At 59.6% G+C, this 23,867-nt stretch carries 30 protein-coding genes; 17 read left to right on the plus strand and 13 right to left on the minus strand.

Annotated features, from left to right (window positions below; genetic code table 11):
- Nucleotides 1-41 precede the first annotated feature (41 nt).
- From ACROHD_RS15580 to ACROHD_RS15600, 5 genes are all read left to right on the plus strand, one after another.
- The gene (locus ACROHD_RS15580) at nt 42-812 is read left to right on the plus strand and encodes a helix-turn-helix transcriptional regulator (protein ID WP_432679161.1); all 771 of its coding nucleotides are present in this window, start codon (nt 42-44) and stop codon (nt 810-812) included.
- A 59-nt stretch (nt 813-871) separates the two neighbouring features.
- A complete protein-coding gene (locus tag ACROHD_RS15585; RefSeq protein WP_432679163.1) occupies nt 872-1,612 on the plus strand; it encodes an SDR family oxidoreductase in 741 nt (246 codons plus the stop codon).
- The gene (locus ACROHD_RS15590; RefSeq protein WP_432679165.1) at nt 1,609-1,962 is read left to right on the plus strand and encodes a cupin domain-containing protein; all 354 of its coding nucleotides are present in this window, start codon (nt 1,609-1,611) and stop codon (nt 1,960-1,962) included. The genes ACROHD_RS15585 and ACROHD_RS15590 overlap by 4 nt, the downstream gene beginning before the upstream one ends.
- 7 nt (nt 1,963-1,969) lie before the next feature.
- Nucleotides 1,970-2,959 carry a P1 family peptidase gene (locus ACROHD_RS15595; RefSeq protein WP_432679214.1) on the plus strand — a complete coding sequence of 330 codons (990 nt, stop codon included), beginning with the start codon at nt 1,970-1,972 and terminating at the stop codon, nt 2,957-2,959.
- A gap of 63 nt (nt 2,960-3,022) precedes the next feature.
- A complete protein-coding gene (locus ACROHD_RS15600) occupies nt 3,023-3,598 on the plus strand; it encodes a hypothetical protein (RefSeq protein WP_432679167.1) in 576 nt (191 codons plus the stop codon).
- Between the two features lie 45 nt (nt 3,599-3,643).
- Here the strand turns inward: ACROHD_RS15600 and ACROHD_RS15605 are convergent, their stop codons facing one another.
- From ACROHD_RS15605 to ACROHD_RS15630, 6 genes are all read right to left on the minus strand, one after another.
- Entirely contained in the window at nt 3,644-4,663 is a 1,020-nt protein-coding gene (locus ACROHD_RS15605) for an alcohol dehydrogenase catalytic domain-containing protein (RefSeq protein WP_432679169.1), read from the minus strand.
- Between the two features lie 119 nt (nt 4,664-4,782).
- Nucleotides 4,783-5,343 (minus strand): F0F1 ATP synthase subunit B, encoded by a 561-nt coding sequence (locus ACROHD_RS15610; protein WP_432679216.1) that lies wholly within the window; start codon nt 5,341-5,343, stop codon nt 4,783-4,785.
- Nucleotides 5,340-5,867, minus strand: a complete 528-nt coding sequence (locus ACROHD_RS15615; protein WP_432679171.1) for a F0F1 ATP synthase subunit B' — start codon at nt 5,865-5,867, stop codon at nt 5,340-5,342. Before ACROHD_RS15615 ends, ACROHD_RS15610 begins: the two co-directional genes overlap by 4 nt.
- An 83-nt stretch (nt 5,868-5,950) precedes the next feature.
- Nucleotides 5,951-6,175: a F0F1 ATP synthase subunit C gene (locus ACROHD_RS15620; protein ID WP_071691233.1), complete on the minus strand. Its 225-nt coding sequence runs from the start codon at nt 6,173-6,175 to the stop codon at nt 5,951-5,953.
- A gap of 55 nt (nt 6,176-6,230) precedes the next feature.
- Nucleotides 6,231-6,950 (minus strand): F0F1 ATP synthase subunit A, encoded by a 720-nt coding sequence (locus tag ACROHD_RS15625; protein WP_432679218.1) that lies wholly within the window; start codon nt 6,948-6,950, stop codon nt 6,231-6,233.
- Nucleotides 6,951-7,106: 156 nt separating this feature from the next.
- Nucleotides 7,107-7,439, minus strand: a complete 333-nt coding sequence (locus ACROHD_RS15630; protein WP_432679174.1) for an AtpZ/AtpI family protein — start codon at nt 7,437-7,439, stop codon at nt 7,107-7,109.
- Between the two features lie 243 nt (nt 7,440-7,682).
- On the opposite strand from ACROHD_RS15630, the gene ACROHD_RS15635 reads away from it, so the two are divergent.
- Nucleotides 7,683-8,015, plus strand: coding sequence for an ArsR/SmtB family transcription factor (locus tag ACROHD_RS15635; protein WP_432679176.1), 333 nt, complete (start codon nt 7,683-7,685; stop codon nt 8,013-8,015).
- A 67-nt stretch (nt 8,016-8,082) separates the two neighbouring features.
- On the opposite strand, the gene ACROHD_RS15640 is transcribed toward ACROHD_RS15635, so the two are convergent.
- Nucleotides 8,083-8,964, minus strand: coding sequence for a DMT family transporter (locus tag ACROHD_RS15640; protein WP_432679178.1), 882 nt, complete (start codon nt 8,962-8,964; stop codon nt 8,083-8,085).
- Between the two features lies 1 nt (nt 8,965).
- Nucleotides 8,966-9,856, minus strand: a complete 891-nt coding sequence (locus tag ACROHD_RS15645; RefSeq protein WP_432679180.1) for a LysR family transcriptional regulator — start codon at nt 9,854-9,856, stop codon at nt 8,966-8,968.
- 219 nt (nt 9,857-10,075) lie between these two features.
- Between ACROHD_RS15645 and ACROHD_RS15650 the strand changes: the two genes are divergently transcribed.
- From ACROHD_RS15650 to rimM, 11 genes are all read left to right on the plus strand, one after another.
- Nucleotides 10,076-10,663: an FMN-dependent NADH-azoreductase gene (locus ACROHD_RS15650; protein ID WP_432679182.1), complete on the plus strand. Its 588-nt coding sequence runs from the start codon at nt 10,076-10,078 to the stop codon at nt 10,661-10,663.
- A gap of 62 nt (nt 10,664-10,725) precedes the next feature.
- Nucleotides 10,726-11,238, plus strand: coding sequence for a hypothetical protein (locus ACROHD_RS15655; protein ID WP_432679184.1), 513 nt, complete (start codon nt 10,726-10,728; stop codon nt 11,236-11,238).
- Between the two features lie 3 nt (nt 11,239-11,241).
- The gene (locus ACROHD_RS15660) at nt 11,242-11,739 is read left to right on the plus strand and encodes a cytochrome b-245 chaperone 1/Eros family protein (RefSeq protein WP_432679186.1); all 498 of its coding nucleotides are present in this window, start codon (nt 11,242-11,244) and stop codon (nt 11,737-11,739) included.
- A 182-nt stretch (nt 11,740-11,921) separates the two neighbouring features.
- Nucleotides 11,922-13,439, plus strand: a complete 1,518-nt coding sequence (ffh, locus tag ACROHD_RS15665; protein ID WP_432679188.1) for a signal recognition particle protein — start codon at nt 11,922-11,924, stop codon at nt 13,437-13,439.
- Nucleotides 13,436-13,987: a GNAT family N-acetyltransferase gene (locus tag ACROHD_RS15670; protein WP_432679190.1), complete on the plus strand. Its 552-nt coding sequence runs from the start codon at nt 13,436-13,438 to the stop codon at nt 13,985-13,987. The genes ffh and ACROHD_RS15670 overlap by 4 nt, the downstream gene beginning before the upstream one ends.
- The gene (locus ACROHD_RS15675; protein WP_432679192.1) at nt 13,984-14,568 is read left to right on the plus strand and encodes a GNAT family N-acetyltransferase; all 585 of its coding nucleotides are present in this window, start codon (nt 13,984-13,986) and stop codon (nt 14,566-14,568) included. The genes ACROHD_RS15670 and ACROHD_RS15675 overlap by 4 nt, the downstream gene beginning before the upstream one ends.
- Entirely contained in the window at nt 14,565-14,861 is a 297-nt protein-coding gene (locus ACROHD_RS15680) for a chorismate mutase (RefSeq protein WP_432679194.1), read from the plus strand. The genes ACROHD_RS15675 and ACROHD_RS15680 overlap by 4 nt, the downstream gene beginning before the upstream one ends.
- A 39-nt stretch (nt 14,862-14,900) precedes the next feature.
- Nucleotides 14,901-15,293 (plus strand): 30S ribosomal protein S16, encoded by a 393-nt coding sequence (gene rpsP / locus ACROHD_RS15685; protein WP_432679196.1) that lies wholly within the window; start codon nt 14,901-14,903, stop codon nt 15,291-15,293.
- A 5-nt stretch (nt 15,294-15,298) separates the two neighbouring features.
- Entirely contained in the window at nt 15,299-15,928 is a 630-nt protein-coding gene (gene bluB, locus ACROHD_RS15690; RefSeq protein WP_432679198.1) for a 5,6-dimethylbenzimidazole synthase, read from the plus strand.
- Nucleotides 15,929-15,939: 11 nt separating this feature from the next.
- Nucleotides 15,940-16,134: a hypothetical protein gene (locus ACROHD_RS15695; RefSeq protein ID WP_432679200.1), complete on the plus strand. Its 195-nt coding sequence runs from the start codon at nt 15,940-15,942 to the stop codon at nt 16,132-16,134.
- Nucleotides 16,127-16,639, plus strand: a complete 513-nt coding sequence (gene rimM, locus ACROHD_RS15700; RefSeq protein WP_432679202.1) for a ribosome maturation factor RimM — start codon at nt 16,127-16,129, stop codon at nt 16,637-16,639. The genes ACROHD_RS15695 and rimM overlap by 8 nt, the downstream gene beginning before the upstream one ends.
- Before the next feature lie 3 nt (nt 16,640-16,642).
- Here rimM and ACROHD_RS15705 read toward each other — a convergent pair whose 3' ends face one another.
- From ACROHD_RS15705 to ACROHD_RS15725, 5 genes are all read right to left on the minus strand, one after another.
- Complete coding sequence (locus ACROHD_RS15705; RefSeq protein ID WP_432679204.1) at nt 16,643-17,386, minus strand: 3D domain-containing protein; 744 nt, start codon at nt 17,384-17,386, stop codon at nt 16,643-16,645.
- A gap of 324 nt (nt 17,387-17,710) precedes the next feature.
- Entirely contained in the window at nt 17,711-18,232 is a 522-nt protein-coding gene (locus ACROHD_RS15710; RefSeq protein WP_432679206.1) for an FGGY-family carbohydrate kinase, read from the minus strand.
- Between the two features lie 20 nt (nt 18,233-18,252).
- A complete protein-coding gene (locus ACROHD_RS15715; protein ID WP_432679208.1) occupies nt 18,253-21,807 on the minus strand; it encodes a capsular polysaccharide export protein, LipB/KpsS family in 3,555 nt (1,184 codons plus the stop codon).
- A gap of 11 nt (nt 21,808-21,818) precedes the next feature.
- Nucleotides 21,819-22,406: a hypothetical protein gene (locus tag ACROHD_RS15720; protein WP_432679210.1), complete on the minus strand. Its 588-nt coding sequence runs from the start codon at nt 22,404-22,406 to the stop codon at nt 21,819-21,821.
- Nucleotides 22,407-22,788: 382 nt separating this feature from the next.
- The gene (locus ACROHD_RS15725; protein ID WP_432679212.1) at nt 22,789-23,505 is read right to left on the minus strand and encodes a transglutaminase-like cysteine peptidase; all 717 of its coding nucleotides are present in this window, start codon (nt 23,503-23,505) and stop codon (nt 22,789-22,791) included.
- Between the last annotated feature and the right edge of the window lie 362 nt (nt 23,506-23,867).

Below are 23,867 nucleotides of genomic sequence, written 5' to 3' on the forward strand. Positions count from 1 at the left end.
TCTTGCTTAGCCGAGGCACCCGCGCCTATTCTGTCACCCGTATGAGTGACATATCCAATCCATCCCCCCTGCCCCGCGATCCGGTGGCGGCCTTGGTTGCGTCCGTTCCCTTGGACGGGTTCGGCGCGGCCCTGCTGGCCTATATCCGCACCGCTGCCGAGATTGCCAATTTCGGGGCGTTCTTTGTGCCTGACTTGAACCGCCCTCAACCGGTTCTGTCGGTCTGGTCGGGCCAGATGAGCGATTATTGGTTCAACGTGAACGCCCGGCGGATCACCTCTCATGACGCGCTGCGCCGGGACTTCGTTGACCGCATCCTTCGCGCGCCACCAGGCGGGCTGGTCATTGACCGTTGGCATCCGCCCGCCGACGATCCCCGCGCGCCGATCTATGCCCGTGACAAAGTGATTGAGAGGGTGTCGGTCGCATCCCGCGCCGGGCGGGGTGGGGTCGTGTCATTCTATCTGCGGGGCGATCATGCCGGCTGGCTAACCGAGGATGAGCTGACCCGTTTGCGCGAGGTGTTACCGCTGGCGCATGAGCTGATCGGGCTAAGGCATCGGCTGGTCGGAGCGTCAGGAAGTACCGCTTCGGGCTTGCGTGACCGGGCCGTGGACCCGTTCACCATGCTGAGCCCGCGAGAGGCGGAGGTCTGCGATCACGCCGCGCGGGGCGTGTCCGTTGCAGGAACAGCATTGACACTTGGGGTGTCGGAAAACTCGATCCGAACCTTGCGAAAACGGGCGTGGCGCAAGCTTGGCGTCGGGTCTGCGACGCAGTTGACGGCATTGGTGCTGGCGAACCGGGGCTAACCCTCTTCCCGCTCCGCTCATTTCATGGAAACATCCCCGACAACAGCGGGAGAGACAGCATGAAACTTGAAGGCAAGACAGCCATCGTAACCGGCGCGGGATCGGGCTTCGGCGCAGGCATCGCCCGGCGCTTTGCAGCCGAGGGGGCCAAAGTGATGGTCGTGGACCTGAATGGCGATGCGGCAGAGGCCGTCGCGGCAGAGATCGGTGGCATCGCGCAGGTGACGGACGTGGCCAGTGGCGACAGCGTAAAGGACATGGCGCAGGCGGCATTGGCCGCTTGGGGGCGGATTGATATCCTTGTGAACAACGCCGGGATCACCCATTTGCCAAAGCCACTGGAAACCGTGACCGAGGACGAATTTGACCGCGTTCTGGCGGTGAACGCCAAGTCGGTCTACCTGACCGCGCGCGAAATCGTTCCGCATATGAAGGATGCAGGCACAGGGGCCATTGTGAATATCGCTTCGACCGCCGGGGTCAGCCCACGCCCAAACCTCAACTGGTACAACGCTTCCAAGGGCTGGATGATCACCGCGACCAAGACGATGGCCGTGGAGCTTGCCCCCTTCGGCATCCGTGTGAACGCGGTCAATCCGGTGGCAGGGGAAACGCCGCTTCTGAAAAGCTTTATGGGCGAGGACACGCCAGAGATCCGGGCGAAGTTCATCTCAACCATTCCGATCGGACGCTTTTCGACACCCGAGGACATCGCCAATGCAGCGCTCTACTTCGCCTCGGACGAGGCAAGCATGGTCACAGGCGTGGCCATGGAGGTGGATGGGGGGCGCTGCATATGAGCCGGGTTAACCTGGCCGAAAAGCTCGCGCTGTTCAGCAGTCACTGGGACCCCCATGTGGTGGCCGACTATAATGGGAATGACGTGATGGTGGTGAAGTTCAAGGGTAGTTTCCCGTTTCACCATCACCCTGAAACCGATGATTTCTTCCTCGTTCTGGAAGGTGAGATGATCATGGATATCGAGGGGCAGGAGCCGGAAGTGGTGCGGGCGGGTGAGTTGTACATCGTCCCAACGGGCGTCACGCATCGCCCGCGGGCAGAGGCCGAATGCAAGGTGCTACTGATCGAACCCAAGGGTGTTCCCAATACGGGCGACGCAGCCACAGCCGCTGCCAAACCGAGGATATAACGTCATGATGCAACCCGGACCCCGCAACCTGATCACCGATGTTCCCGGACTGCGGGTTGGCAATGCCGAAGACCACCATGTGAAGACCGGTGCGACGGTATTGATGGGCGATCGGCCCTTTACAGCCGCTGTGCACGTGATGGGCGGCGCGCCGGGCACGCGGGAGACCGACCTTCTGGCGCCTGACAAGACGGTGCAGGAAGTTGATGCGCTGGTGCTGTCGGGCGGATCGGCCTTTGGGCTCGATGCGGCATCAGGCGCGGCAGACTGGCTGCGCAGTCAGGGACGGGGGTTTGCCGTGGGCGATCAACTGGTGCCAATCGTGCCGGGTGCTATTGTCTTTGACCTGATCAATGGTGGTAACAAACGCTGGTCCGAAAACCCCTATAAGCGGCTTGGCCAGTTGGCCGCGGCGGATGCGGGCGAAGAGTTCGCCCAAGGTACAGCCGGGGCCGGAACCGGGGCGATCATCGCGGACCTGAAAGGCGGGCTTGGGTCGGCCTCGGTCGTGCTGCCATCGGGGCACACGGTCGGGGCGCTTGTTGTGGTCAATGCATTGGGTCAGGTGACTGTCGGCGATGGCGGGCATTTCTGGGCCGCCCCCTTTGAAATGGGCGAGGAGTTCGGCGGGCGCGGCCCGGCGCCCGGTTTCGACGCCAGCCAGCCGCCGCGCCACAAGGGCGGGCCGGGGCAGGCCACGACGATTGCCATTGTCGCAACAGATGCAGCACTGACACAGGCGCAAGCCACGCGCATGGCAACAGCCGCCCATGACGGTATGGCCCGCGCAATCTATCCCAGTCACACACCGATGGACGGGGATCTGATCTTTGCCGCCGCAACCGGGGAAAGGCCACTGGCCGACCCGGTCTGGGATGCGCTGCATCTGGGCCATGCGGCGGCGCTGTGCCTGTCGCGCGCCATAGCACGGGGCGTCTATGAGGCAACGCCTGCCGATGGCGACCCTCTGCCGACATGGCAACAGAAATTCGGCTGAGGCTTGGTGTTTGCATACGGAGGGAGTACCCTGCGCGCATTGTATTGATCACGGAGATTTCCAATGCGACTGACAGCAATCGCAGCTGCCGTAACCCTGGCCGTATCCCCCCTGCCCGCCCTCGCGGATTCGCACGAGGATGAGATCATGGCGACCCTGCAATCCGCCATGGACGCCTATGGGGCCGGGGACATCCAATATGCTTTGGATGAACTGGCCTATGCGCAGCAGCTGCTGAACGGGCTGGTGGCCGAAGGGTTGCAGGGCTTCCTGCCTGCTGCTCTTGACGGCTGGACCATGACGATTGACCCCGACGCAGCGCAGGGCATGGGCTTTATCGGCGGTGGCACCATTGCACGCGGAGAATATTGCGGTGCCAGTGGCTGTTTCACGATCACGCTGATGGCTGATAACCCGATGGTGACATCCATGGGCGCGATGCTGGGGAATGCCCAGATGATGGCCGCCATGGGCCCCATCGTGCGGATCAACCGGCAGAGCTTCCTCAATCAGGACGGTGACCTGTCGGCGCTGATCGGCAACCGCATTCTGGTTCAGGCCGAGGATGGCGACACCGATATCATGGTGCAGCATCTGGAGCAGATGGATTTCCGCGAAATGATGATGTTCGGGATGTAATCCCAATTGGTGGCCCGGCCTTTGAGGGCGGGCCACCATCACCCTTCAGGGCGCTATCAGAACCTTGGCGTCCTTCGCGGCAAGCGCTGTTGGAAAGCGGTCCAGCGCCTCGGCAAGTGGCAGAACCTCTGACACATCCGTGCGCCATGCCCCGTTTGCGAAGCGCCCTTGCACCTCTCCGACAATCGCTGCCACCTTTTCGGGGGGCGTTTCACGTAGCCAGCTGGACAGCCAGAAGCCCTCGATCCGCTTGCCCATGAAGATGAACTGCCCCATCTGGTTCAGCAACGGTGGTGTCGTTGTCAATCTGCCATAGCAGACCCACCTGGCCCCGCGCGGCATCGCGAAGAACAGATCAGCCGCGACCTGATCGGCCACCGCATCGAGCAGGATGCGCGGACGATATTCCGCCATGACAGCTTTGGCGCGATCCGGGAAATCGGGGGCGGAGCTGACCAGCACCTCTGTCGCGCCCAGGGCCATCAGCGCCTCGGCCTGTTCGGCGCGGCGCACCACCGGGATGGCCGCAATGCCCGCATCCTTGGCCAGCCCGATCAGGAACTTGCCAAGCTGCGATCCACCGGCGGTGAACACGAACGCGCTAGACCCGTCCTGACGCACAATGTCGAACATGGCCATCGCGGTCATCGGGTTGACGATCAGGCCAGCGGCATCCTCGTCCCGCAGATCCGGTCGCAGGGGGATCATCATGCGCGCGTCGGCCATGGCATATTCCGCCCATGTGCCCCAGCCCATGCCGAAGAAACTGACCCGCTGACCCAGAAGCGGCGTGTCGCCCGCAACGACTTCGCCCACGCCTTCGAACCCGGCGGGCATCCCTGCCTTGCGCGGCTGGCCATACTGGCCTGACACGAACATCAGGTCCGATGGGTTCACGGCTGCGCGGGCGACCTTGATCAGCGCCTGACCTTCCTTCGGCTCTGGCACCGGCACTGAGGCCAGTTCCACGAAGGGCGACAGGTCGATCGGCATGTCACCACGTCCGCCGCTGGCATATCCGTCTTCGCGCAGGACAAGCGCGGTCATCGTTTCGGGCAGGGTCATTGTGGCTCTCCTTCAAGGGCTGAACACCCTAGCTAGGGAGCCGCGTGGGGCCGGAAAAGGAAACCCCCGGCGTGACATTGCGTCAGCCGGGGGCTTTTCTGTCGGACGGCGTCGCGCGCTTAGTGCAGGCGGGCCGAAACCTCGTCGATGGCGCTGTCGATCAGTTTGTTCTGATCAGCAGCACTGGTCTTGGCGGCGATCACTTCCGCGGCAGCGGCCACGGCGATGCTGATGGCCCGGTCGCGCACTTCACGTACGGCACCGTTTTCAGCCGATGCGATCTGGTCCTCGGCGGCTGCCAGACGACGGGCAATCGAGGCTTTCAGGTCAGCTTTGGCTTGCTCGGCGGCGAGCTGCGCTTCTTCGCGGGCCTGGGCCACGATACGCTCGGACTGCTCGGCCACTTCGCGCTGCTTGCGCTCGTAGGAAGCCAGGATCGTCTGCGCCTCTTCGCGCAGAGCCCGGGCTTCGTCCAGCTCGTTGCGGATCTGTTCAGCGCGCTGGTCCAGAAGGCCCATCAGGATGCCTGGCACCTTGAAGTAGACCAGAACCCCGATGAACACGAGGAAGGAGATCGCGACCACGAAGTCGGTGTTGTAGAGGTTGAGACCCTCACCAGCCGCCATCGCGGGCGAGCCGATCAGTGCGAAAAGAACTGCAAGGCGTTTCATGTCCCTTATCCTTTCACACGTGCGGTGACAGCGGCGGCGATCGATGCATCGTCGGATGCAGTCGGTGCCAGGGCGGCCACGATCTCGGCTGCGGTGTCACGGGCAACCGCGTCCACGGCTTCCAGAGCGCCGGCACGGATCTCGTCAATCCGGGCTGCGGATTCCGCTGCCTTTGCAGAGATCTCGGCATCGGCCTTAGCCGTTGCGTCGGCCAGGTCGGCCATGATCTCGGCGCGGGTTTCCGCTGCGATGGCCTGTGCTTCGGCGCGAGCGTCGGCGAGGGCCTTGTTGTAGGCGTCCTCGGCGTCGGCGGCCTGACGCTTCAGGTCTTCGGCAGCGGCGATATCATTCGTTATGGTTCCCTGACGCTCGGCCAGAACGGCCCCGATCCGGGGCAGAGCGACGCGAGACAGGATCAGGTAGATCACCACGATAGTGATCACGAGCCAGAAGATCTGGTTCGGGAAGGTAGAAAAGTCCAGCTGCGGCATTCCGGGTGCGGAAGCGGCGGCGTCGTGTGCGTCAACGGCCATCTTGTCCTCCGAGGAACCTGGTTACACCGGACCGCTCGCACGCATGGCAAGCGGCCCGGCCGTAAGGATGGTTCGCGAAAGGCTTAGACGGCGAACATCAGCAGCAGAGCGACGAGGAATGCGAAGATCCCCAGTGCTTCTGCGAATGCGATGCCGATGAAGAGCGTTGCGGTCTGGCCGGCTGCTGCCGACGGGTTGCGCAGTGCGCCGGACAGGAAGTTGCCTGCCACGTGGCCCACACCGATTGCGGCTGCGCCGGAACCGATTGCTGCGAGGCCAGCGCCGATGTGTGCGAGATCGCCTTCCATGTGATTTCTCCTTACGATTGGAAGTTTAGATATGTTTGTTGCTTACGACGTGCGGTTAGTGCGACGGATGCAGCGCATCGCGCAGGTAGACGCAGGTCAGGATCGTGAACACGTATGCCTGGATGAAGGCCACCAGTACCTCCAGCCCGTAGACCGCGGTGATCGCCACGATGGGGGCGACGGCCCCAACGCCCAGAACACCCGCAAAGCCAGCGAACACCTTGATCACCGCGTGGCCCGCCATGACGTTGCCAGCAAGACGGATGGAGTGGCTGACAGGGCGAACGAAATACGAGATGAGCTCGATAATCGCCAGGATGGGCCGAAGCGGCAACGGCGCGGACGAGACCCAGAAAAGCCCCAGGAACCCGGCGCCGTTCTTGACGAAACCGACAACCGTCACGGTCAGGAACACCGCCATAGCGAGGACCGCGGTCACAGCGATATGCGAGGTGGTTGTGAAGCTGGTCGGGATCAGGCCGAGGAAGTTGGCCATCACGATGAACAGGAACAGCGTCATGATGTAGGGGAAGAACGCCAGCGCGTCCTTGCCTGCGACGTCTTCGACCATCTTGCGGATGAAGCCGTAGGTCAGTTCCGCAACGGACTGAGCACGAGAAGGAACGATTGCCCGTCCGCGTGACCCCAGAACCATCAGGATGAACACGCCGACGATTGCCAGCATCATCCACAGGGTCACATTGGTAATGGTGTAGAAAGAGATCGGACCGTCGCCAAAAAGCGGCTCAACGATGAACTGATCCATCGGATGGATCTGAAGCCCGCCTTCCGCACCATGGGCCGCATCGGCCCCGTAGGCTGCATCGGCCCCATGGCCGGCTGCTGCGTCGGTTCCGTTGGTAGCGTCGGCGCCATGCTCGACAACTGCCTCTTCACCGTGGGTCTGTTCTTGTGCGTCTTCGGACACGTCTCATTCCCTCTCATCGCGCGCGGCCAGCGCCGCTTCGTTTTCCTTCTGGATCTCATGGGCGGAACGGATCATCGTCTTCACCCCTGCCACGAAGCCCAGCAATGTAAACACCACCATCAACCACGGCGCGCTGCCAAAGAGCGCGTCAAGCCCGTAGCCTATGGCAAAACCGATCCCCAGACCGGCCACAAGCTCTATCACCATCCGCCAGGCGTGTTGCGCCATGGAATAGTGCTCCTCGGTGTGGGGCCGCTCGTCCTGCTGTCCGGCCTTCAGACGTTCCAGCCGCTGTTCAAAGTCTTTCAAGCGGTCAGGATCGTGCCCGTCGGACATGGCAAACGCCCCCTTCAGAGGTTCGGGCGGAAACTAGGCAGACCACCCCTGAGAGTCAACGCGTAGTTTCCACATTTTGAAGCGACCTAAGTATTTGATAAAAATTAACTTTATTCGAGTGCGACAAAGACAGCGCACTTGCCGGACCGGCTGCCGGACGAATTCATATATTCAACCAATCGGTTAACGGTATACTCAACCAAATGGTTGATGATGCCCGCCCGGCCCTGGATATCCACGCAAATGACATCAGATCTCGACACTGTCTTCTCGGCCCTCGCCGACCCAACCCGACGCAGCATTCTGACGATGCTGCTGGAGGATGACATGGCCGTGACCGATGTGGCGGAGCCGTTCGAGATGTCGCTTGCCGCGATTTCCAAGCATCTGACAATCCTTGCGGGCGCCGGATTGATCAGCCAGGAAAAGCGCGGTCGGGTGAAGTGGTGCAAGCTGGAACCGGATGCGCTCAAGGCAGCCTCGGTCTGGATGCAAGGTTTTGGCCAGTTCGAGCCGGTCAATCTGGATGCGTTCGAAGCCTTCCTCGAACAGGAACTTGGGAAACCTGCCGATTAACCCGTGTTCCTGGCCCAATTATTTCGGGGTCCGGGGTAGAGACCCGAAAGAGGTGGGCGGGCCCGTCCTAACCCTCGTTCTTTAGCAGCAAAAGCAGCGCCACACATGTCAGCGCCACACCACCAAGCACGAGGATGCCTGGCAGCCCGTTGCCGAGGAAGAACTCCCAACCGATCACCCAAGTGGGCGTCAGGTATGTATAGGCCATGACCTTGGAGGCCGGCAGTTGCATTGACGCGAATTGCAACAGAACGACAGTGACCGCCGTGGCAAAGACCGCCGTATAGGCCAGCGTGATCCAGACGATGCCGGGCAGCGCCGCCCAATCAGTGGCTGCCACGTCTGTGCCACCCCACAGGAACAGCACGAAGGCCCCGCCCAGCATAGTCCCAAATGTGGATACCGGCGCGGGTTCTCCCCTGTTCAAAGCCCGCACCATCGGCGTGTAGATCGCATGGGCAATACATCCGACGAAGTAGATCATCTCGCCGCGCCCGATCTGGAACGCCAGAAGTGCCGATAGGTCAGCCCGGAAGATCACCCATAATGCCCCAGCGCCTCCGACGGTCAAAGCCAGCGCCATCCGCGCGGTCATGATCTGCTGAAGCAGCAGGAAACCGAATCCTGCCGTCATGATCGGGGTCAGCGTGAAGACCGCCGCAGCAGATACCGGAGGGGCCGTTTTGAGACCCTCGAACATCAATACGAAATAGGCACCGAACAGCCCGCCCAGCACCAGATAGCGCCATGGGGCGCGGAAATGTTGTCGTTGGAAGCCGCCGCGCGCCTGAACGATCAGCGACACGACCAGGGCGCCGCACAGAAAACGCACCGCATTGAACGCAGCCGGGTCGATATGGTTTGCGGTCATCGAGCCCAGCGAAAATGACCCCGCCACCAGCGCCGAGAACGCCAGCATCGCCAGATGGCCGCGATATCCGCTTGTCATCTCAGGCTGGATCCACCGGCCATTCGCTGACCTTTTCCTTGAGGAACCGCAGAACCGTTTGCACCTTTGCGGTGCGGTGCAGGTCCATATGAGTCACCAGCCACAGCTTGATCGACCATTCCTCCAGCGGCGGCAGCATTTCCACCAGATTGTCATTGGTTTGCAGATCAAGACTGGAGACAAAGCCGATCCCCATTCCCGACAACACCGCATGACGCATGCTTTCGGTATCATTACAGCGAAACCGGATGCATTCATCTGGCACCATTTCGGCCAGCCAACGCATAAACGGCGCACGGGGGTTTTCCTGGGCCGAGCCGATGAAACGATGTTGCGTGATGTTGTCCTCGGTCAGCGGGCCAAAGCGGTCGAGATACTCTTTCGTGGCGGTAAGCACTGTCGAAAGGGTGCAGTAGGGTTGTACGATATTGTCCTGATTATCACCGGGCTTGCCCGCCCGGATCGCGACATGCGCCTCGCCATATTCCAACCGGTAGAGCCGCAGATCGGTCAGGAACTGGACCTGCAACTCCGGGTGTTCCTCCTGAAATTCGCCAAGAGCGGGAACAACCAGCGGGGCGATGACATTCAGCGAGGTGATCAGCAATTCGCCAGTCACCTCATTACCGCGCCCCTTGATACGGCTGGCAAGTTGCGTGAACTGGTCGTCAGCCCGCCCCCCAACAGCGAGCAGATCCTGCCCGGCTTCGGTCGGCGTATAGCCTCGCGCGTGGCGTTGAAACAGTTTCGCGCCGAGCCGGGATTCGAGCGAGTCGATATGCCGGATCACCGTCGCATGATGGACCCCCAGAACCTCGGCCGCGCCGCTGACCGTCCCCATGCGCGCCACCTGATATGCGGTGCGGATCTCGTCCCAATCGCTAAATGACATCGGCTTTTGTCCTGTCTGTGCATCACTTCACGCTTCCGCAGTCATCATGCCAACTCTGTTCACCGGAGCAAGGGAAAAGCTGTGGCGGCTTTGAGAGCGTTTGACCGCCATGCTTTGCAAAATCGCACAAAGACTGTTTTGAAATCTGCGTTTTGTGCGGTCACCGACTGATTACTTCCTTGCTCAGACGCAACCCAAGACATCCAAGGACAGTATCCCATGACCCATTCCATCCTGCGCATTGACGCTTCCGCCCGTCGTGAAGGCTCTGTCAGCCGAGAGCTGACGGACCGGATCATTGCCCGCTTTCCCGGGGCATCCGTGACCACACGCGACCTGGCCCCAGGCCTGCCCCTGATCAACGAGACCTGGGTCGGTGCCAATTTCACCCCTGCGGCAGAGCGCAGCGACGAACAGCGCGCCACTTTGGCCCTGTCGGATGAACTGATTGCAGAGCTGCACGCCGCCGACACGCTGGTGATTGGCCTGCCGATCTACAATTTCGGCGTTCCGGCAACCCTGAAAGCGTGGGTAGACCAAGTGGCCCGTGCGGGCGTGACCTTCCGCTATACAGAAGCCGGCCCCGAGGGTCTGCTGACTGGCAAACACGCTATCGTCGTCGTCGCCTCTGGCGGCACGGAAGCGGGATCCGACTTTGACTTCGCCACCGGCTATATCCGTCATGTGCTTAGCTTCATCGGTATCACCGATGTGGATTTCGTCACGGCAGACCGGTTGGCAATGGATATGGACGGAACGCTGAAATCCGCACACAGCCAGATCGACGCCCTGCCTCTGGCGGCCTGATCTATCAGACGGGGCGCGCAGGAAACTTCCCAAAGTCGCGCGCCCCGTGCTAACCTTGCCTCATGTTTCGCCTTGCGATCCTGTTGATGGCATTGCCCTTCCCGGCCATGGCCCTGACCTGCACCATGACATTTTCGGTGCATGTCACCCATGGGATCGGCCCCTATCCGCCCGGTACAGACCTGAATGGCACCGCCGAGTTCGAAACCTTGCGTAGCTTCCGGCAGGAGGGCGGGGCAACGGCCCATCTGGCCACCGGCACCATGGGGCTGGATGGCCATATCACCGGCAGGCTCTGGACCCTGATAACCACAAGCCGCACTGTCGCCGCCGATCTGGTCGGGCTTTATGCGCTGGATGTGGAGGGGCTAAGCTTTGTCGGGCAGGAGTTTCGCGGACCCATGGCGATCACGCTTTATGGCGACCCAGGCAGCTGGCCCCATGCCCGCCCGCCCATCACGCAAGAGGAATGGGACAGCCTGACCCTGCGGCGGTCCTTTCAGCTACATGCGCCCGACAGTTCGGACATGTTGGGGGGAGATATCACTCGGCTTGAGGCGAGTTGCGAGGACTGAGCGATGCAGGTGCAGGAATCCAACGATCAGCGGCTTGTACTTAGCGAAAAGGATGGAGAGCTGTCTCTGATCTATGTGTTCATTGCGGTGTTGATCATCGGCTTTGCCATTCCAATTCACTTGTGGGGCGAACTCAACTGGCTGGCCTATCTGGGATACCTGCTGGCAATTTGGGTCTTGGTTGTTGCTTTGCTCTCCCGCAACAGCTGGCACAGGCTGATCTTAGATCGCAGTGCCGATCAGGTGGTCTATACCCGCAAGCTGGCCATCCGACGCAGAAGCGAGACTATGCCGCTCTCCGCTGTTCACTCTATCGTCGTTAAGGAACGCGAAATCCGTGTCGAAAACGGAAAATCCACTGTGTACCGCGTGGTCATTCGCCCGTTCGAGGGCTCTGGGCACTACGCCATCGGCTTCCTGATGTCACGGCAAGGGGGCAACGCAGTCGCGCAGCGCTGCAATGAGTGGCTTGGAACAGACACAGCGTCGACCAGCGCTTGACTCACCTTAAGACGAGCCGTAAACGGGCTCCCAATATCCGGGAAGTGCCAGCTTTCCGGTCCTGAGTCTGTTTTCAGGATCGCCCCCCGTCAGCGAGTTTCGCCCACGGGGGTGTTGGTGCATTCCTCGCGGTCCCTTATCTGGGGGACAGCAACCGAAGTAGATGAAAAGGGGCTGTGCCCATGTTCGAAAATCTGTCCGAACGCCTGTCTGGTGTCTTCGACCGTCTGACCAAGCAGGGCGCCCTGTCTGAGGATGACGTTAAGACCGCCATGCGCGAGGTGCGCGTTGCGCTGCTGGAAGCGGACGTGTCCCTGCCTGTTGCGCGCAACTTCATCAAATCGGTTGAAAAGAAAGCCACCGGTGCCGCCGTTACCAAATCGATCACCCCGGGCCAGCAGGTCATCAAGATCGTTCATGACGAACTGATCGAGACCCTGCGCGGCGAGGGCGATCCCGGCGCGCTGAAGATCGACAATCCGCCCGCGCCGATCCTGATGGTTGGCTTGCAGGGCTCCGGTAAGACCACCACCACCGCCAAGCTTGCAAAGCGCTTGAAGGAGCGCGAGGGCAAGAAGGTGCTGATGGCCTCACTCGACACCAACCGCCCGGCGGCCATGGAACAGCTGGCTATTCTGGGTGTGCAGATCGGCGTGGATACGCTGCCGATCGTGAAGGGAGAGACCGCACAGCAGATCGCCAAGCGCGCCAAGACGCAAGCGAGCCTTGGTGGCTATGACGTTTATATGCTCGACACTGCGGGCCGTCTGCATATCGACGCCGAACTGATCGCTCAGGCGCAAGAGGTCCGCGACATCGCGAATCCTCGTGAAACCCTGCTGGTCGTCGATGGCCTGACCGGTCAGGACGCAGTGAATGTCGCGCAGGAGTTTGACGATAAGATCGGCGTGACCGGTGTCTGCCTGACCCGCATGGACGGTGACGGTCGTGGCGGCGCGGCGCTGTCGATGCGTGCGATTACCGGTAAGCCCATTCGCTTCGTCGGTCTCGGCGAAAAGATGGATGCGCTTGAGACCTTCGAGCCCGAGCGGATCGCGGGCCGCATCCTTGGCATGGGCGACATCGTGGCCCTGGTCGAGAAGGCGCAGGAAACGCTGGAAGCCGAACAGGCCGAGCGCATGATGAAGCGCTTCCAGAAGGGTATGTTCAATATGAACGACCTGCGCGGCCAGTTGGAGCAGATGCTCAAGATGGGCGGCATGGAAGGCATGATGTCGATGATGCCGGGCATGAAGAAGATGGCCAAGCAGGTCGAGGATGCCGGGTTCGACGACAAGGTGATCAAGCGCCAGATCGCGCTGATCAACTCCATGACCAAGCGCGAACGTGCCAACCCCGCGCTGCTTCAGGCCAGCCGCAAGAAGCGGATCGCAGCGGGTGCTGGTCAGGACGTGAGCGAGCTGAATAAGCTGCTGAAGATGCACCGCCAGATGTCCGACGCGATGAAAAAGCTCGGCAAGATGGGCACAAAGGGCATGATGCGCGGTGGCCTCGGCGCGCTCTTCGGCAAGGGCGGCGGGATGCCCGGTATGCCCGGCGGCCCCGGTGCGGGTGGCATGGATCAGGCGGCGCTTGAACAGGCCGCCAAACAACTCGGTGCCCCCGGCGCGGGCAACATGCCCGGTCTTGGCGGCGCGCCCCTGCCCCCCGGCCTGTCGGGCTTCGGGAAGAAGAAGTGACCACGGCCCTGCCGCATATCCCCACGCTCGAAACCGAGCGTCTCGTCCTGCGCGGCCCGCGCATGGAGGATGTGCAGCATTGGTGCGCCTTCACGGCAACCAGCCGGGCCGAGTTCATTGGGGGCGCGATGATCGCAGAACCCGGCAAGGCGTGGCGCGCATTTGCCCATGTGGCCGGTATGTGGATGTTGCGCGGCTATGGCAGCTTCGTCTTCGAACTGAAATCCGATCCGGGCACACCTGTGGGCATGACCGGCCCCTGGCATCCGCTGGATTGGCCGGAACAGGAACTTGGCTGGACGGTCTGGAACGCTGATGCGGAAGGCAAGGGCTTTGCCCTTGAAGCCGCGAAAGAGGCGCGTCGGTTCGCCTACGAAGATCTCGGCTGGCCGACGGCGGTGTCCTATATCGACAGCCGCAACACACGGTCCATCGCCTTGGCGGAACGCATGGGATGCGAATTGGACACGAATGCCAAAGCACCCGAAGCCGACGAGGGCGACGTCATTCTGGTTTACCGCCACCCCGCCCCGGAGGCGCTGCAATGATCCGCGCCCCGCACGAGATCCCCGCGACCGGCCCCGCCGCCACGTTCGCCGCGCAGCTTCAGGCCGCGCTGCCGATGCTGGACACCGACCGGCTGATCCTGCGCGCCCCTCGGATCGAAGATTTCGAAATCTACGCTGCCATCGGCGAAAGCGAGCGTGGCCGCTATCTGGTGGACGACAATACCGACCGTGATGCGCTTTGGCTCGATTTCGCGCAAATGGTCGCCTGTTGGCTGTTGCGGGGGCATGGCGTCTGGACGGTCGAGACCCGCGATACGGGCAAGACAATCGGCTTCGTCCTTCTGGGGTTTGAACCGGGCGACCATGAACCGGAACTGGGCTATCTGTTCCTGCCCGAGGCAGAGTGCCACGGCTACGCGCAGGAAGCGGCCCGCGCGGCCCGTGCCTATGCCTTCGACACGCTCGGGCTGAAGACGCTGGTCAGCACCATCGACCATGACAATGCCCGGTCTATCCGGCTGACCGAACGGCTTGGCGCGGCGCGCGATTCCGCTGCTGAGGCCGCCCATAACCACGCCATCCAAGTTTACCGCCACAGCGCAGAGGAGACCCTGCAATGAGCGACGACACCACCCGCGCCGCCGAGATCCTGAAGGGGCATCGCGAGTCCATCGACCGGTTGGACGCGATCCTTGTCTACACGCTTGGCGAGCGGTTCAAACACACCCAGGCTGTGGGTCGGCTCAAGGCCGAACATGACCTGCCCCCCTCCGACCCGGCCCGCGAAGCCAAACAGATCGCGCGGCTGGAGGATTTGGCAAACGAGGCCGATCTCGACCCCGAATTCGCCAAGAAGTTTCTGAACTTCATCATCGCTGAAGTCATTCAGCACCACAAACAACACCAATCCTGAGGCTACGGCCTCGACCGCCATTCAAAGGAGAAACTCACAATGGCTATGAAAATCCGGCTCGCCCGCGGCGGCTCCAAAAAGCGCCCCTTCTATCGCATCGTGGCGTCCGACAGCCGTATGCCGCGCGATGGCCGCTACATCGAGAAGCTGGGCACCTACAACCCGCTGCTGCCCAAAGACAGCGAAGACCGCGTTCAGATGAACATTGAACGCGTTCAGTATTGGCTGGGTGAAGGCGCACAGCCGACCGACCGCGTGTCCCGCTTCCTCGAAGCTGCTGGCGTCGTCGAGAAGAAAGAGCGTTCGAACCCCAAGAAAGCCGTCCCCGGCAAGAAAGCTCAGGAACGCGCAGAAGAGAAAGCTGCCAAGGCCGCTGAAGCTGCCGAAGCCGAAGCCGCACCGGCAGAAGAAGAAGCCGCTTCCGAAGAGTAATCGGAATGCGCGCGTTTTCTCGCGGCTTTCAAGACGATCTGACGGATCTGATGCGGTGGCGGCGCGATGTGCGCCGCTTCCGGTCGGACCCGGTGGACGAGGCGCTGTTGGCGGAAGCCCTCGGCGCCTTTTCCCTTGCTCCCTCGGTTGGACTGTCAGAACCGTGGCGGCTGGTCCGTGTGGACAGCTCTGAGAAACGGGCGCTGGCCCTCGCCAATTTCGAGGCCGCCAATACAGAGGCGCTGGCAGGCTATAAAGGCGATGCAGCTGAACGCTACGCCGGGCTGAAACTGTCAGGAATGCGCGAGGCCCCGGTTCAGCTGGCCGTATTCTCGGATGAGGCGACCACCAAGGGCGCGGGCCTGGGCCGACAGACCATGCCCGAGATGCTGCGATATTCAGTCGTTTCAGCCCTGATGCTGTTCTGGCTGGCAGCGCGGGCGCGGGGGCTTGGCGTCGGGTGGGTCTCGATCCTTGATGACGCACAGCTGACGCGCGATCTGGAGGTGCCGGAGGATTGGGCTCTCGTCGCCTATCTCTGCGTTGGCTGGCCCGAAGAGGATGGTGAAACACCGGAATTGGAGCGGCTCGGATGGGAACAGCGAGACAAAACGCTGGACCTGCTGATCCGGTGAGAGACTGAGCCGTGATCCTGCTGCCGATTGCCTTCGCGTTTCTCGGACTCTACCTGCTGATTTTGGGCGACGGTCCGGCGAAGCTGGTAGGGGCAATTCTGATGCTGGTGGCCGCAGGTTTCATCTTCCTGTTCTGGGTTGCGATTTACGTGGAATTACCGCCGGTTGAGGCTTATCTTCCCGCGATGGAGGTTCGTTATGTCTGACAGAGTTTGCGTGGCCGCGATTACCGGGTCCTATGGGGTCCGGGGTGAAGCGCGGGTCAAAAGCTTCTGTGCCGAGCCTTCGGCGCTTGGCGACTATGGTCCGTTGTCCGACGACAAAGGCACGCGCGACTTCAAGGTGACGATTACCCGCCCGGTCAAGGGCGGCTTCGCGGTGCGCCTTTCCGGCGTCAAGACCAAGGAAGAGGCCGACGCGCTGAAGGGCACCAAGTTATTTGCCCCGCGCGACGCATTGCCTGCCCTGCCAGATGATGAATTCTACCACGCCGACCTTATCGGCCTTGCCGTTGTGGACACCGGCGGGGCAGATCTCGGGCAGGTTCACGCCGTGCTGAACCACGGTGCAGGCGACCTGCTGGAAATCCGCCAGCGCGGCAAGTCCGGCACCGTTCTTGTGCCATTCACTCAGGCGATCGTGCCAACGGTTGATTTGGCCGCAAGGCGGATGGTTGTCGACCCGCCAGAAGGCCTGTTCGAAGACGAGTAACCCCTAGCGCGGGCAGAACAGTCCCCGGCAGGATGGCTCAGCTTCAAGCTCGGATTCCATCGGAAGCAGGAAAGCCTGTACCTCGGCATGGTCGCTATGACTTACGAAATCGAACGGGTTTCGGGTGATAACCTGACTCATCGGTCCGTCCATTGGCCCCAGGAACACATCAATGTGGTTGCCAATCACTGCGCCGCCCGTGTCTTCGCAGATGAATATCCCGTCATGCACGCTGCCATCGGGCAGGGTAACGCCGTCGGCGGCAGGGATGTAGATGCGCTGACCAAATTCTGGGTAGCCGCCATTCACCCAAGGCGTTGATCCGCCGACCCATCCCAGATCACAAGCGATCGTGCGGAACGGATGCAGCGGATTGCTGCGGGCACCCGTGCCGTAGGGATGCGGGGATCTGCGCCAACGCACCCGTTCGCTCGGACCATGGCTGCAATTGGCCTGAGGCGAGCCGGTAACACCAGCAAAGTTGAAAACCTCGCCCCCAACCCGCAAACTGCCTGCCAGCGCCCCTGCGCACCAATCTGCGCGTGCAACGGTTGGACCAATCTCTCGTCCGCGCATGTTGCGGATCGGAACACCGCCCTCATCTGTGCGGCCATCCACAAGTCGGTAGATTGTGGCCCAGACCATGATCGGAGTGCCATCAGGCGGCGGAGAATCCTGAGCACTGCATCCAGCAACGCCCAGCCCAAACCCGCATAGAAGCAGGCGGCGCAAGAAACGAGAGACCATGGGCGTTAGAAATCCATTATTTATAAACTGCCCTATATCCCAGCATTTCTCGAGAAAAATCAAGCTTTGCCCACAGATGGGACCATGAGCGGATTGTTTCGAGCTCGACGCTACCACTACGATTCCAGAGCCTTATCCGGAACGGAAAAAGCTATCTCTTGATCACTCCTAACCCACTAATCTTGTTGAATTATTTTTTATTTCTCTGGCCTTACAGCTTTCAAATTTTTCGGTCGGCCAGACGCATGGTGTTATCGTTTCCACCCTGACCGAGAACACGATGCCACTGCCCGCAGAACGCTTCTTGGCGGGGTCAGGTGCGCCCTAGCGCAGGTCCGCAAGGTCTGCGCGCAGGCGGTGTTCTGCCTCCTGCAAGGTGCAAAAGGCCCGATAGCGGGCGTCATGCATCTGCTTGATATGCCCACCCTCAGCAAGAAACTGTCGTTCGATCGAAGACATTGCGGCCATGGCCTTCACGAGGGTGTCATGGGCGCCGCTTGCCACCGCCCCCAGCATGGCGGCCCCGAGTAAGACCGGCTCCGGGCTTGCCGATCCAGCCACAGGCATACCGGTAGCATCGGCGATCAGCTGCTTGATGGCCGGGCTTTGCCCTGCCCCTCCGCTGACAACGATCGAGGAAGGTGCGATCCCGTGACTGCGCTGAGCCTCGATGATCTGACGCAGACCGTAACCAACACCGAGAACCGCGGCCACGTAGGTCGCGACCAGGTCATCATAATCGGTCGACAGGGAAAGACCGGACCACACGGCCGTCGCCGCCGGATCAGCAAACGGTGCGCGGTTGCCGAGAAAATCCTCCCAGTGGACTCCAGGCCAGTCATGCACCGACACTCAATCCGGACCACTCAGATGGGGCTGATCAGCTGCAATAGGCGCGCCAAAGCTTTTGTACGGCGTTCGATGCGCATATTGTCATCTGCGCGGCAGCAATAGACCCTAGCATAGACATGAAGGAATCTCTTTATGTAGTCGGGTTCTGGAAAGTCCGCAGTAGAAAGATCGAGCAGTTCCAGCTCTTCTTGGTTGGACACCTGAACGCAACAGCTTTCGTATTCAGCGCGCCCTGAGATGATCACCTTCTTCAGGTGCAGAAGGGCCTCCAACCCGACACCTGAGTTGACGGTGAATACGGCTTCTGCCCCAGGTATTATCGCATGAATGGACTCATTCGAAAGAACCACGTTCTCTGCCGTTGATGCATTTTCAAGGAACTTGCTCACACGGGCATCCATGCATCGCGGATGTCTTTTGAAAACGACTACAAGGCCGCGGTCCTGGGCCCAATCAATGACAGCATCAGCCAAATCGAGGAGTGGTATCCGCGCGTTCTGAGAAACGGTATCTTCAATCATCTGCATGGCGAAGAAGACATAGGGCCTTGACGAAACAAAGCTCGTTTGCGGCTGGCTGTACTTCGAGAGGTTCTCGGCCACGAACTCTGCCCTCAGCTCTTGAAACGTCACCTCCGCCCTGTCTGAATCCGTCGCCGCAATTCGGGTATCGTAGCTGCCCCGGCTTGCGATTGATGACCATCCAGCATAGCCCGCGCGATCAACAGTCAAGTATCCCTTCAGGGCAGCGTCTTTGACATAGAGGGTATTGGGTGCGTTCCCGAAACCGTGCCACACCAGCCGAAGGCTTTTCGGATCTGATCGGCGCATGTCGCCACCCATCGATCGGTCGTTGCCTCGCCACTGGTGCACAGGATGAATGGGCAGATTGATTTCTTCGGCCGATCGAAGAAGCTTCTTGTAGAAAGCACGCGCGGGTTCCAGGTCTTCGTGAGCGCCGCTGGAGAACAGGTTTGAAATCCCAAGTGTGATCCCTGCCGCTCCTTGGGCGCTCTCGATTTTATCATCCTCGTCCTGGGTGAGTTCTGCGGCCTTGGCCAGCTTTGGGGCCTTGGCAAAAACCTCGGCCAGCCCCGCAGCATTGGCATAGTCACTCAACGATCCAGTGTTCTGCAGCAATGCAGCTTGTCTGCGCGTCCAGTTCGCCGCCTGTGCCATTGGCCAGCCATGCCGGACGAAATGTTCCAACAGCCAGTCAACCAGTTGGTACGCCCTGCGCAGATAGACGAAGTGGATTATCTCGTCAGGCTGCTCCGGCTGGTTATGATTGAGGACTTGTTCTTCAACCCGTCTCCACGCCAAGGCCACCAGATCCTCTGCGGCGGCCTCATTTCCTGCGTCCAAGTAGTATAACGCTGCCTGATGCGCGCGCGGAAATGGTGCGTTTTGGAAAGCGAACCCCTTGCTGAGCGTTGTCGCCGCTTGGTCGAAGCGCCGTTGAGACGCCAGCGCAAGAGCCTGCAACTCGATGACATCATCCGAGTGAACCGGTTTCCACTCCGTTTCTGACAGACGTATCAGCGCGGTTTCTGGCTGTGCCGTTCCGATTAATCCACGGATCTCGATGAGTGTCTCGCGGCAGGTAAGGGCTCGCCGTGTTTGGATATCGGAGACAATATCCAGTATCGCATCAAACCCGTTGTAGCGGCTCAACTTTTTGAGCAACCGAAGAAATAGTCTTTCCTTCCATTCCTCAGGCCACTTCCGCTCTAGGAATCTGACCATCTCCTTCCCAAGGTCCCACTGCCCCACCAGATAGAGAGAACTCACATGGGCGATTGCTGCATCGAAATGGTCGGCTATCTCTGACCCAAGGACCAGTTGTTGACGGGTGACTTCCGTGAACCGCTTACATTCAAACAGAAGCTCGATATGCATCGAACGGACCAGCGTGGGGTCAAGGGATTTTGGTGCAATGTTTAGGATGCTGTCTGCCAACAGCTTTGCCTGCCCAACTGCGATGACACTTTTCACAAATTGCGCGAAGCTTTCCTTTGACATGTCGCCACCACTCGTCAGGCGACCCGAAGAAGCAGATATGATTTGGTCGTAGAGACCGCGCTTCCTATAGCTCTCGACCAAAGCATCGAAGGCTTCGGAATTGTCGGGGTCAGAACTCAGCAGTCTGTGCGCCGAACGTTCCGCGTCCTCGTAGCGTTCAAGGCAAAGAGCGATCTGTGCAAGCTTCAGGCGACCGGCAGAGGAAAGCCCAAAGGCATCTTCTGCTTTGCTAAGAATGTCGAAGGCAACGCGACGATCTTTGCTCGCAAGATGCTGAAGGGCCTGTTCAGCGCACCACTCCATCAGCAACCCGTTGTTCGCTGGTGCTGCGTGCGCGACCTCACTGAACGTTGTGAGCAACGCATGTTTTACCGAATTGGGTGTGGTGCTTTTTCCAAGAACCGCAGAAGCGATACGGGTAAGGCCTTGTGTCCAGGTGTTCTCATCACTCTCGCTCACAAGGGATGAGGGTGCCTCACTCACCAAGTTTGCGCGCGCTGTTCTCTCCATTCTCTGTCTTTGGCGACCAAGATGTCGAAGCGTCGTCAATGGGGCCGACAGCCCGGTGGAGTCAGGCATCGCATAACGGCAGTAGCGAAGGAGAGTCGTATGCGCGAGCTGTTCAAGACTAAGCGTTCGATTTCGCCGCTCAGCTTGTCGTCTGTCGTCGGTCAGCCCCCACCCTGCATAGAACGGGATGCCGAATGTTGTAACGTCTGCGCCGAAAAGCAGCGCCTCGAAGCCGAGCTGGCTGGTAACAGTATAAAGTCGCTTTGTCCTTCGAAATAGCTCTGATGGGCTCACGTTGTCCGTCAAGAAGCTCACGTTTTTGGGCAGGCTGTCGACCTTCAGACAGCCCTGCTTTTTTCCGGCAGCCACATCTGGATGGGTTTTGATGACGATATTGGTGTTCGGGTTCTCATCCAATGCTGAGCTCAGCATCCGTTCGAATACCTGCGGATCATTATGGGCACCCAGAGTCACGGACAGATCTTGAAAGGTCTGATCCGCAATCAAGATGAAATCGCGGCTTGGAAGATGATCAGGAAACGGATCGAAGGGCAGGTTGTACTTGGTAAGATTGAGCTTCCTTATGAGCTCAATCAGTTCTTGCGCTTCGGACTGTTGTTGGTCGGATAGACTTCCTGTTGCCAGCAGCATCGCTTCCAGGCGTGACGGTCGGGTCGCATCATAGAATACACCAAGGTCGTCGACGGTAATCGACAGGGGCTTAGCGCCATCCACACCCAAACCATTCGACCTGAAGTAACCATCTTCAATAACGAAATGTGGCTTCTGCCAGCGTGTAGCGTAATCACGGGCAAGTGGACCATTCTTACCCTTGTATCCCCAGGACATAACTGCATCGACGCCAAGCACGGCTTCTTTGACCATTGGCACCCATTTTTGCACTTCCGGAAAAAATGAGGACAGGCGCTTTTCGTTGAATTGTTCCTTGATCAGGAAATAGCCGACAACAGGGGGAAGCTTGATCTCAGCGAACTTTGCTTGCCCGCTGAAACCTCCAAGAGATTGATGACTAACCATTTTGGAGCCGATCAGCCGTAGTCAGGTGGATCTTCATTGTCCACCGTCACCACCTGCGTCGGTGCTATTGTTGCTGTCGGCGGTGCGATTAGCAGTCCCGCCAACTCTGCTGGACATACGCCAGCGGCATATTGCAGGACCGAAGAGAATGATCCTGGAACGGCTTCCACGATAGCGTTGAGCAGCGCGGCGATCTCTTCTAAGCGATCATTCCCATCACCGGAGCACTCACACCCGACCGCGGCTGCTGTGACTGCGAGCGTATTTTGCGGGAACACAGCCGCGAAAGTGGTAACCACCAACTCACGTTCACTGCGATAGCGGTCCAACATGAATGCAAGTGTCGGTCCAAACTTGGTGCCGTCAGCTTGCACCGTGAACAAGGCTGTTGCCAGGGCGCCAGGCTCTTCGCCTTCGGCAGAAATAATTGTCTCTCTGTCAACTAACCCCAGTTGATCTGGTTCGCACATAGGTACGGCTGCTTCGTCCGGGCCTTGAGTGCTAATAGCGATAATGGTTTGAGCAGGAATTCCCCTGATACCCACCAGGGTTGAAAGCGCCACGATGCTTGCTGCGTTGAGTAGTTTGGAAGTCTTCATCGTACCCCCCAAATGACAATTAGTAAGCAGATGAAACTAATCTCAAAAATGACACAATGTCAATGCTAATAGTTGTTTAAGTCAACTACTTACGCCACTTCGTCCAAGAAAATTCTCAATAAATCACGGATAGATAGCCAATGGCGCAGAATACGGCCCCAACATACAGGTAGAGACACAATAGGTAGGGCTATTGCTGACACTCTACACAAGCATGACACTATTTTGTCGCATACGGCCCTCAGCGGACAAAGTAGAACGGTTCACCCAAAGGCATGGCCTGATCTCAGCTCGGCCAAACCACGTTAACGAATCGGGGAGTTCCTTTGAAATGATGCGTTTAGCCGTCGCTGCTATGGGCTTCTGGCAGAGTGCACACCGATCAGGACGTCCCGAAGATGCCACCTGCATTCACAACACGCCACTGACTGCGGTTTGCCGGGTTCTGGATCCGAAGAAAGGTGTATCCGGTCGAGCGCCAATCGACCACTCGGTTAGTTAGATTGTCCAACACCATGTCGCCTTGATCCGTGCGAACAATCAGAACCGCGTGGCTGCCTCCACTACGATCCAGTACAGTCGCCAGGAGAAGAGCATTTGCCGGGACACCCCTCTCAATCAACTGCATCATCTTGAGCAGTGCAAAATCTTCGCAGTCACCACCGCGCTGTGTAGGCAAAGCCCAATGCTCAGACACACCGTATTGAATTTCGTCCTCGATTGGGCGAACTGACCGGTTCACTGCCAAGTTGACCGCCCGAACCGTTGCCATAAGCGCGGAAGGAATGGAGGAGCCTTGCCCCCCTCTTGCACATGCCCAGGTGAAGCGAGTGCAAAGATCCTGCGCACCCTGCGGAGCTTGGGCACCGGCCCTTTCAGGTAAGTAAGTGCCAGTATTGGAATGACCAGAGCTTGCTGACAGCTCTCTCGACGCCATTCCGACAGATGCAACGGTGAGGCAAAGTAATATGGCAATGCGCCGAGCGAGACCCGAAATGAAAGGCTTCCAAGGCGTGGCGCTGACCCGCATTTCATAGGTGGAATGAAGGCAAGGTCCATCAACGGTGCTTTCCGTGGCACCCATATATGTAGGGGTCATTAGCCTGCTCGCTCTCTTTGCCCCCAAGACCTAGATTGCGTGCCAGAAAATTAAGGCAAAAATATGAAGTCTTGAGCAAAGCGTTTGACATGTTGCAGAGAGGACTCGGACATCCAAAACAACCCCAACGCGACTGCAAAGCACAACAGGGAAGAGGTGGTCATGAAGTCACTCATCAAAGCATACGGCCAGATCGCTTCCATCTAGCCCTTCATCCATCCTCGCAGTCTCGCATTCTTCCACAGTGCATCAGTGCCTCCCCGCTCAGCGAAGCAACACAAAAAGCCACCCTTGGGCGGTTTATAAGTCTTTGATATCTTGTGGTTTTATTTTGGTTGCGGGGGTAGGATTTGAACCTACGA

The organism is Nioella aestuarii (genome assembly GCF_050896395.1).
Taxonomy (GTDB): domain Bacteria; phylum Pseudomonadota; class Alphaproteobacteria; order Rhodobacterales; family Rhodobacteraceae; genus Nioella; species Nioella aestuarii.

Excerpts from the sequence above, each read along its gene's own strand:
- rpsP (WP_432679196.1), top strand. The coding sequence starts at position 14,901 with ATGGCTATGAAAATCCGGCTCGCCCGCGGCGGCTCCAAAAAGCGCCCC.
- ACROHD_RS15585 (WP_432679163.1), top strand. The coding sequence starts at position 872 with ATGAAACTTGAAGGCAAGACAGCCATCGTAACCGGCGCGGGATCGGGC.
- ACROHD_RS15630 (WP_432679174.1), bottom strand. The coding sequence starts at position 7,439 with ATGTCCGACGGGCACGATCCTGACCGCTTGAAAGACTTTGAACAGCGG.
- ACROHD_RS15715 (WP_432679208.1), bottom strand. The coding sequence starts at position 21,807 with ATGGTTAGTCATCAATCTCTTGGAGGTTTCAGCGGGCAAGCAAAGTTC.
- ACROHD_RS15635 (WP_432679176.1), top strand. The coding sequence starts at position 7,683 with ATGACATCAGATCTCGACACTGTCTTCTCGGCCCTCGCCGACCCAACC.
- rimM (WP_432679202.1), top strand. The coding sequence starts at position 16,127 with ATGTCTGACAGAGTTTGCGTGGCCGCGATTACCGGGTCCTATGGGGTC.
- ACROHD_RS15705 (WP_432679204.1), bottom strand. The coding sequence starts at position 17,386 with ATGGTCTCTCGTTTCTTGCGCCGCCTGCTTCTATGCGGGTTTGGGCTG.
- ACROHD_RS15720 (WP_432679210.1), bottom strand. The coding sequence starts at position 22,406 with ATGAAGACTTCCAAACTACTCAACGCAGCAAGCATCGTGGCGCTTTCA.
- ACROHD_RS15640 (WP_432679178.1), bottom strand. The coding sequence starts at position 8,964 with ATGACAAGCGGATATCGCGGCCATCTGGCGATGCTGGCGTTCTCGGCG.
- ffh (WP_432679188.1), top strand. The coding sequence starts at position 11,922 with ATGTTCGAAAATCTGTCCGAACGCCTGTCTGGTGTCTTCGACCGTCTG.
- ACROHD_RS15655 (WP_432679184.1), top strand. The coding sequence starts at position 10,726 with ATGTTTCGCCTTGCGATCCTGTTGATGGCATTGCCCTTCCCGGCCATG.
- ACROHD_RS15615 (WP_432679171.1), bottom strand. The coding sequence starts at position 5,867 with ATGGCCGTTGACGCACACGACGCCGCCGCTTCCGCACCCGGAATGCCG.
- ACROHD_RS15580 (WP_432679161.1), top strand. The coding sequence starts at position 42 with ATGAGTGACATATCCAATCCATCCCCCCTGCCCCGCGATCCGGTGGCG.
- ACROHD_RS15605 (WP_432679169.1), bottom strand. The coding sequence starts at position 4,663 with ATGACCCTGCCCGAAACGATGACCGCGCTTGTCCTGCGCGAAGACGGA.
- ACROHD_RS15725 (WP_432679212.1), bottom strand. The coding sequence starts at position 23,505 with ATGACCCCTACATATATGGGTGCCACGGAAAGCACCGTTGATGGACCT.
- ACROHD_RS15620 (WP_071691233.1), bottom strand. The coding sequence starts at position 6,175 with ATGGAAGGCGATCTCGCACACATCGGCGCTGGCCTCGCAGCAATCGGT.
- ACROHD_RS15595 (WP_432679214.1), top strand. The coding sequence starts at position 1,970 with ATGCAACCCGGACCCCGCAACCTGATCACCGATGTTCCCGGACTGCGG.
- ACROHD_RS15660 (WP_432679186.1), top strand. The coding sequence starts at position 11,242 with ATGCAGGTGCAGGAATCCAACGATCAGCGGCTTGTACTTAGCGAAAAG.
- ACROHD_RS15590 (WP_432679165.1), top strand. The coding sequence starts at position 1,609 with ATGAGCCGGGTTAACCTGGCCGAAAAGCTCGCGCTGTTCAGCAGTCAC.
- ACROHD_RS15645 (WP_432679180.1), bottom strand. The coding sequence starts at position 9,856 with ATGTCATTTAGCGATTGGGACGAGATCCGCACCGCATATCAGGTGGCG.
- ACROHD_RS15680 (WP_432679194.1), top strand. The coding sequence starts at position 14,565 with ATGAGCGACGACACCACCCGCGCCGCCGAGATCCTGAAGGGGCATCGC.
- ACROHD_RS15675 (WP_432679192.1), top strand. The coding sequence starts at position 13,984 with ATGATCCGCGCCCCGCACGAGATCCCCGCGACCGGCCCCGCCGCCACG.
- ACROHD_RS15650 (WP_432679182.1), top strand. The coding sequence starts at position 10,076 with ATGACCCATTCCATCCTGCGCATTGACGCTTCCGCCCGTCGTGAAGGC.
- ACROHD_RS15600 (WP_432679167.1), top strand. The coding sequence starts at position 3,023 with ATGCGACTGACAGCAATCGCAGCTGCCGTAACCCTGGCCGTATCCCCC.
- bluB (WP_432679198.1), top strand. The coding sequence starts at position 15,299 with ATGCGCGCGTTTTCTCGCGGCTTTCAAGACGATCTGACGGATCTGATG.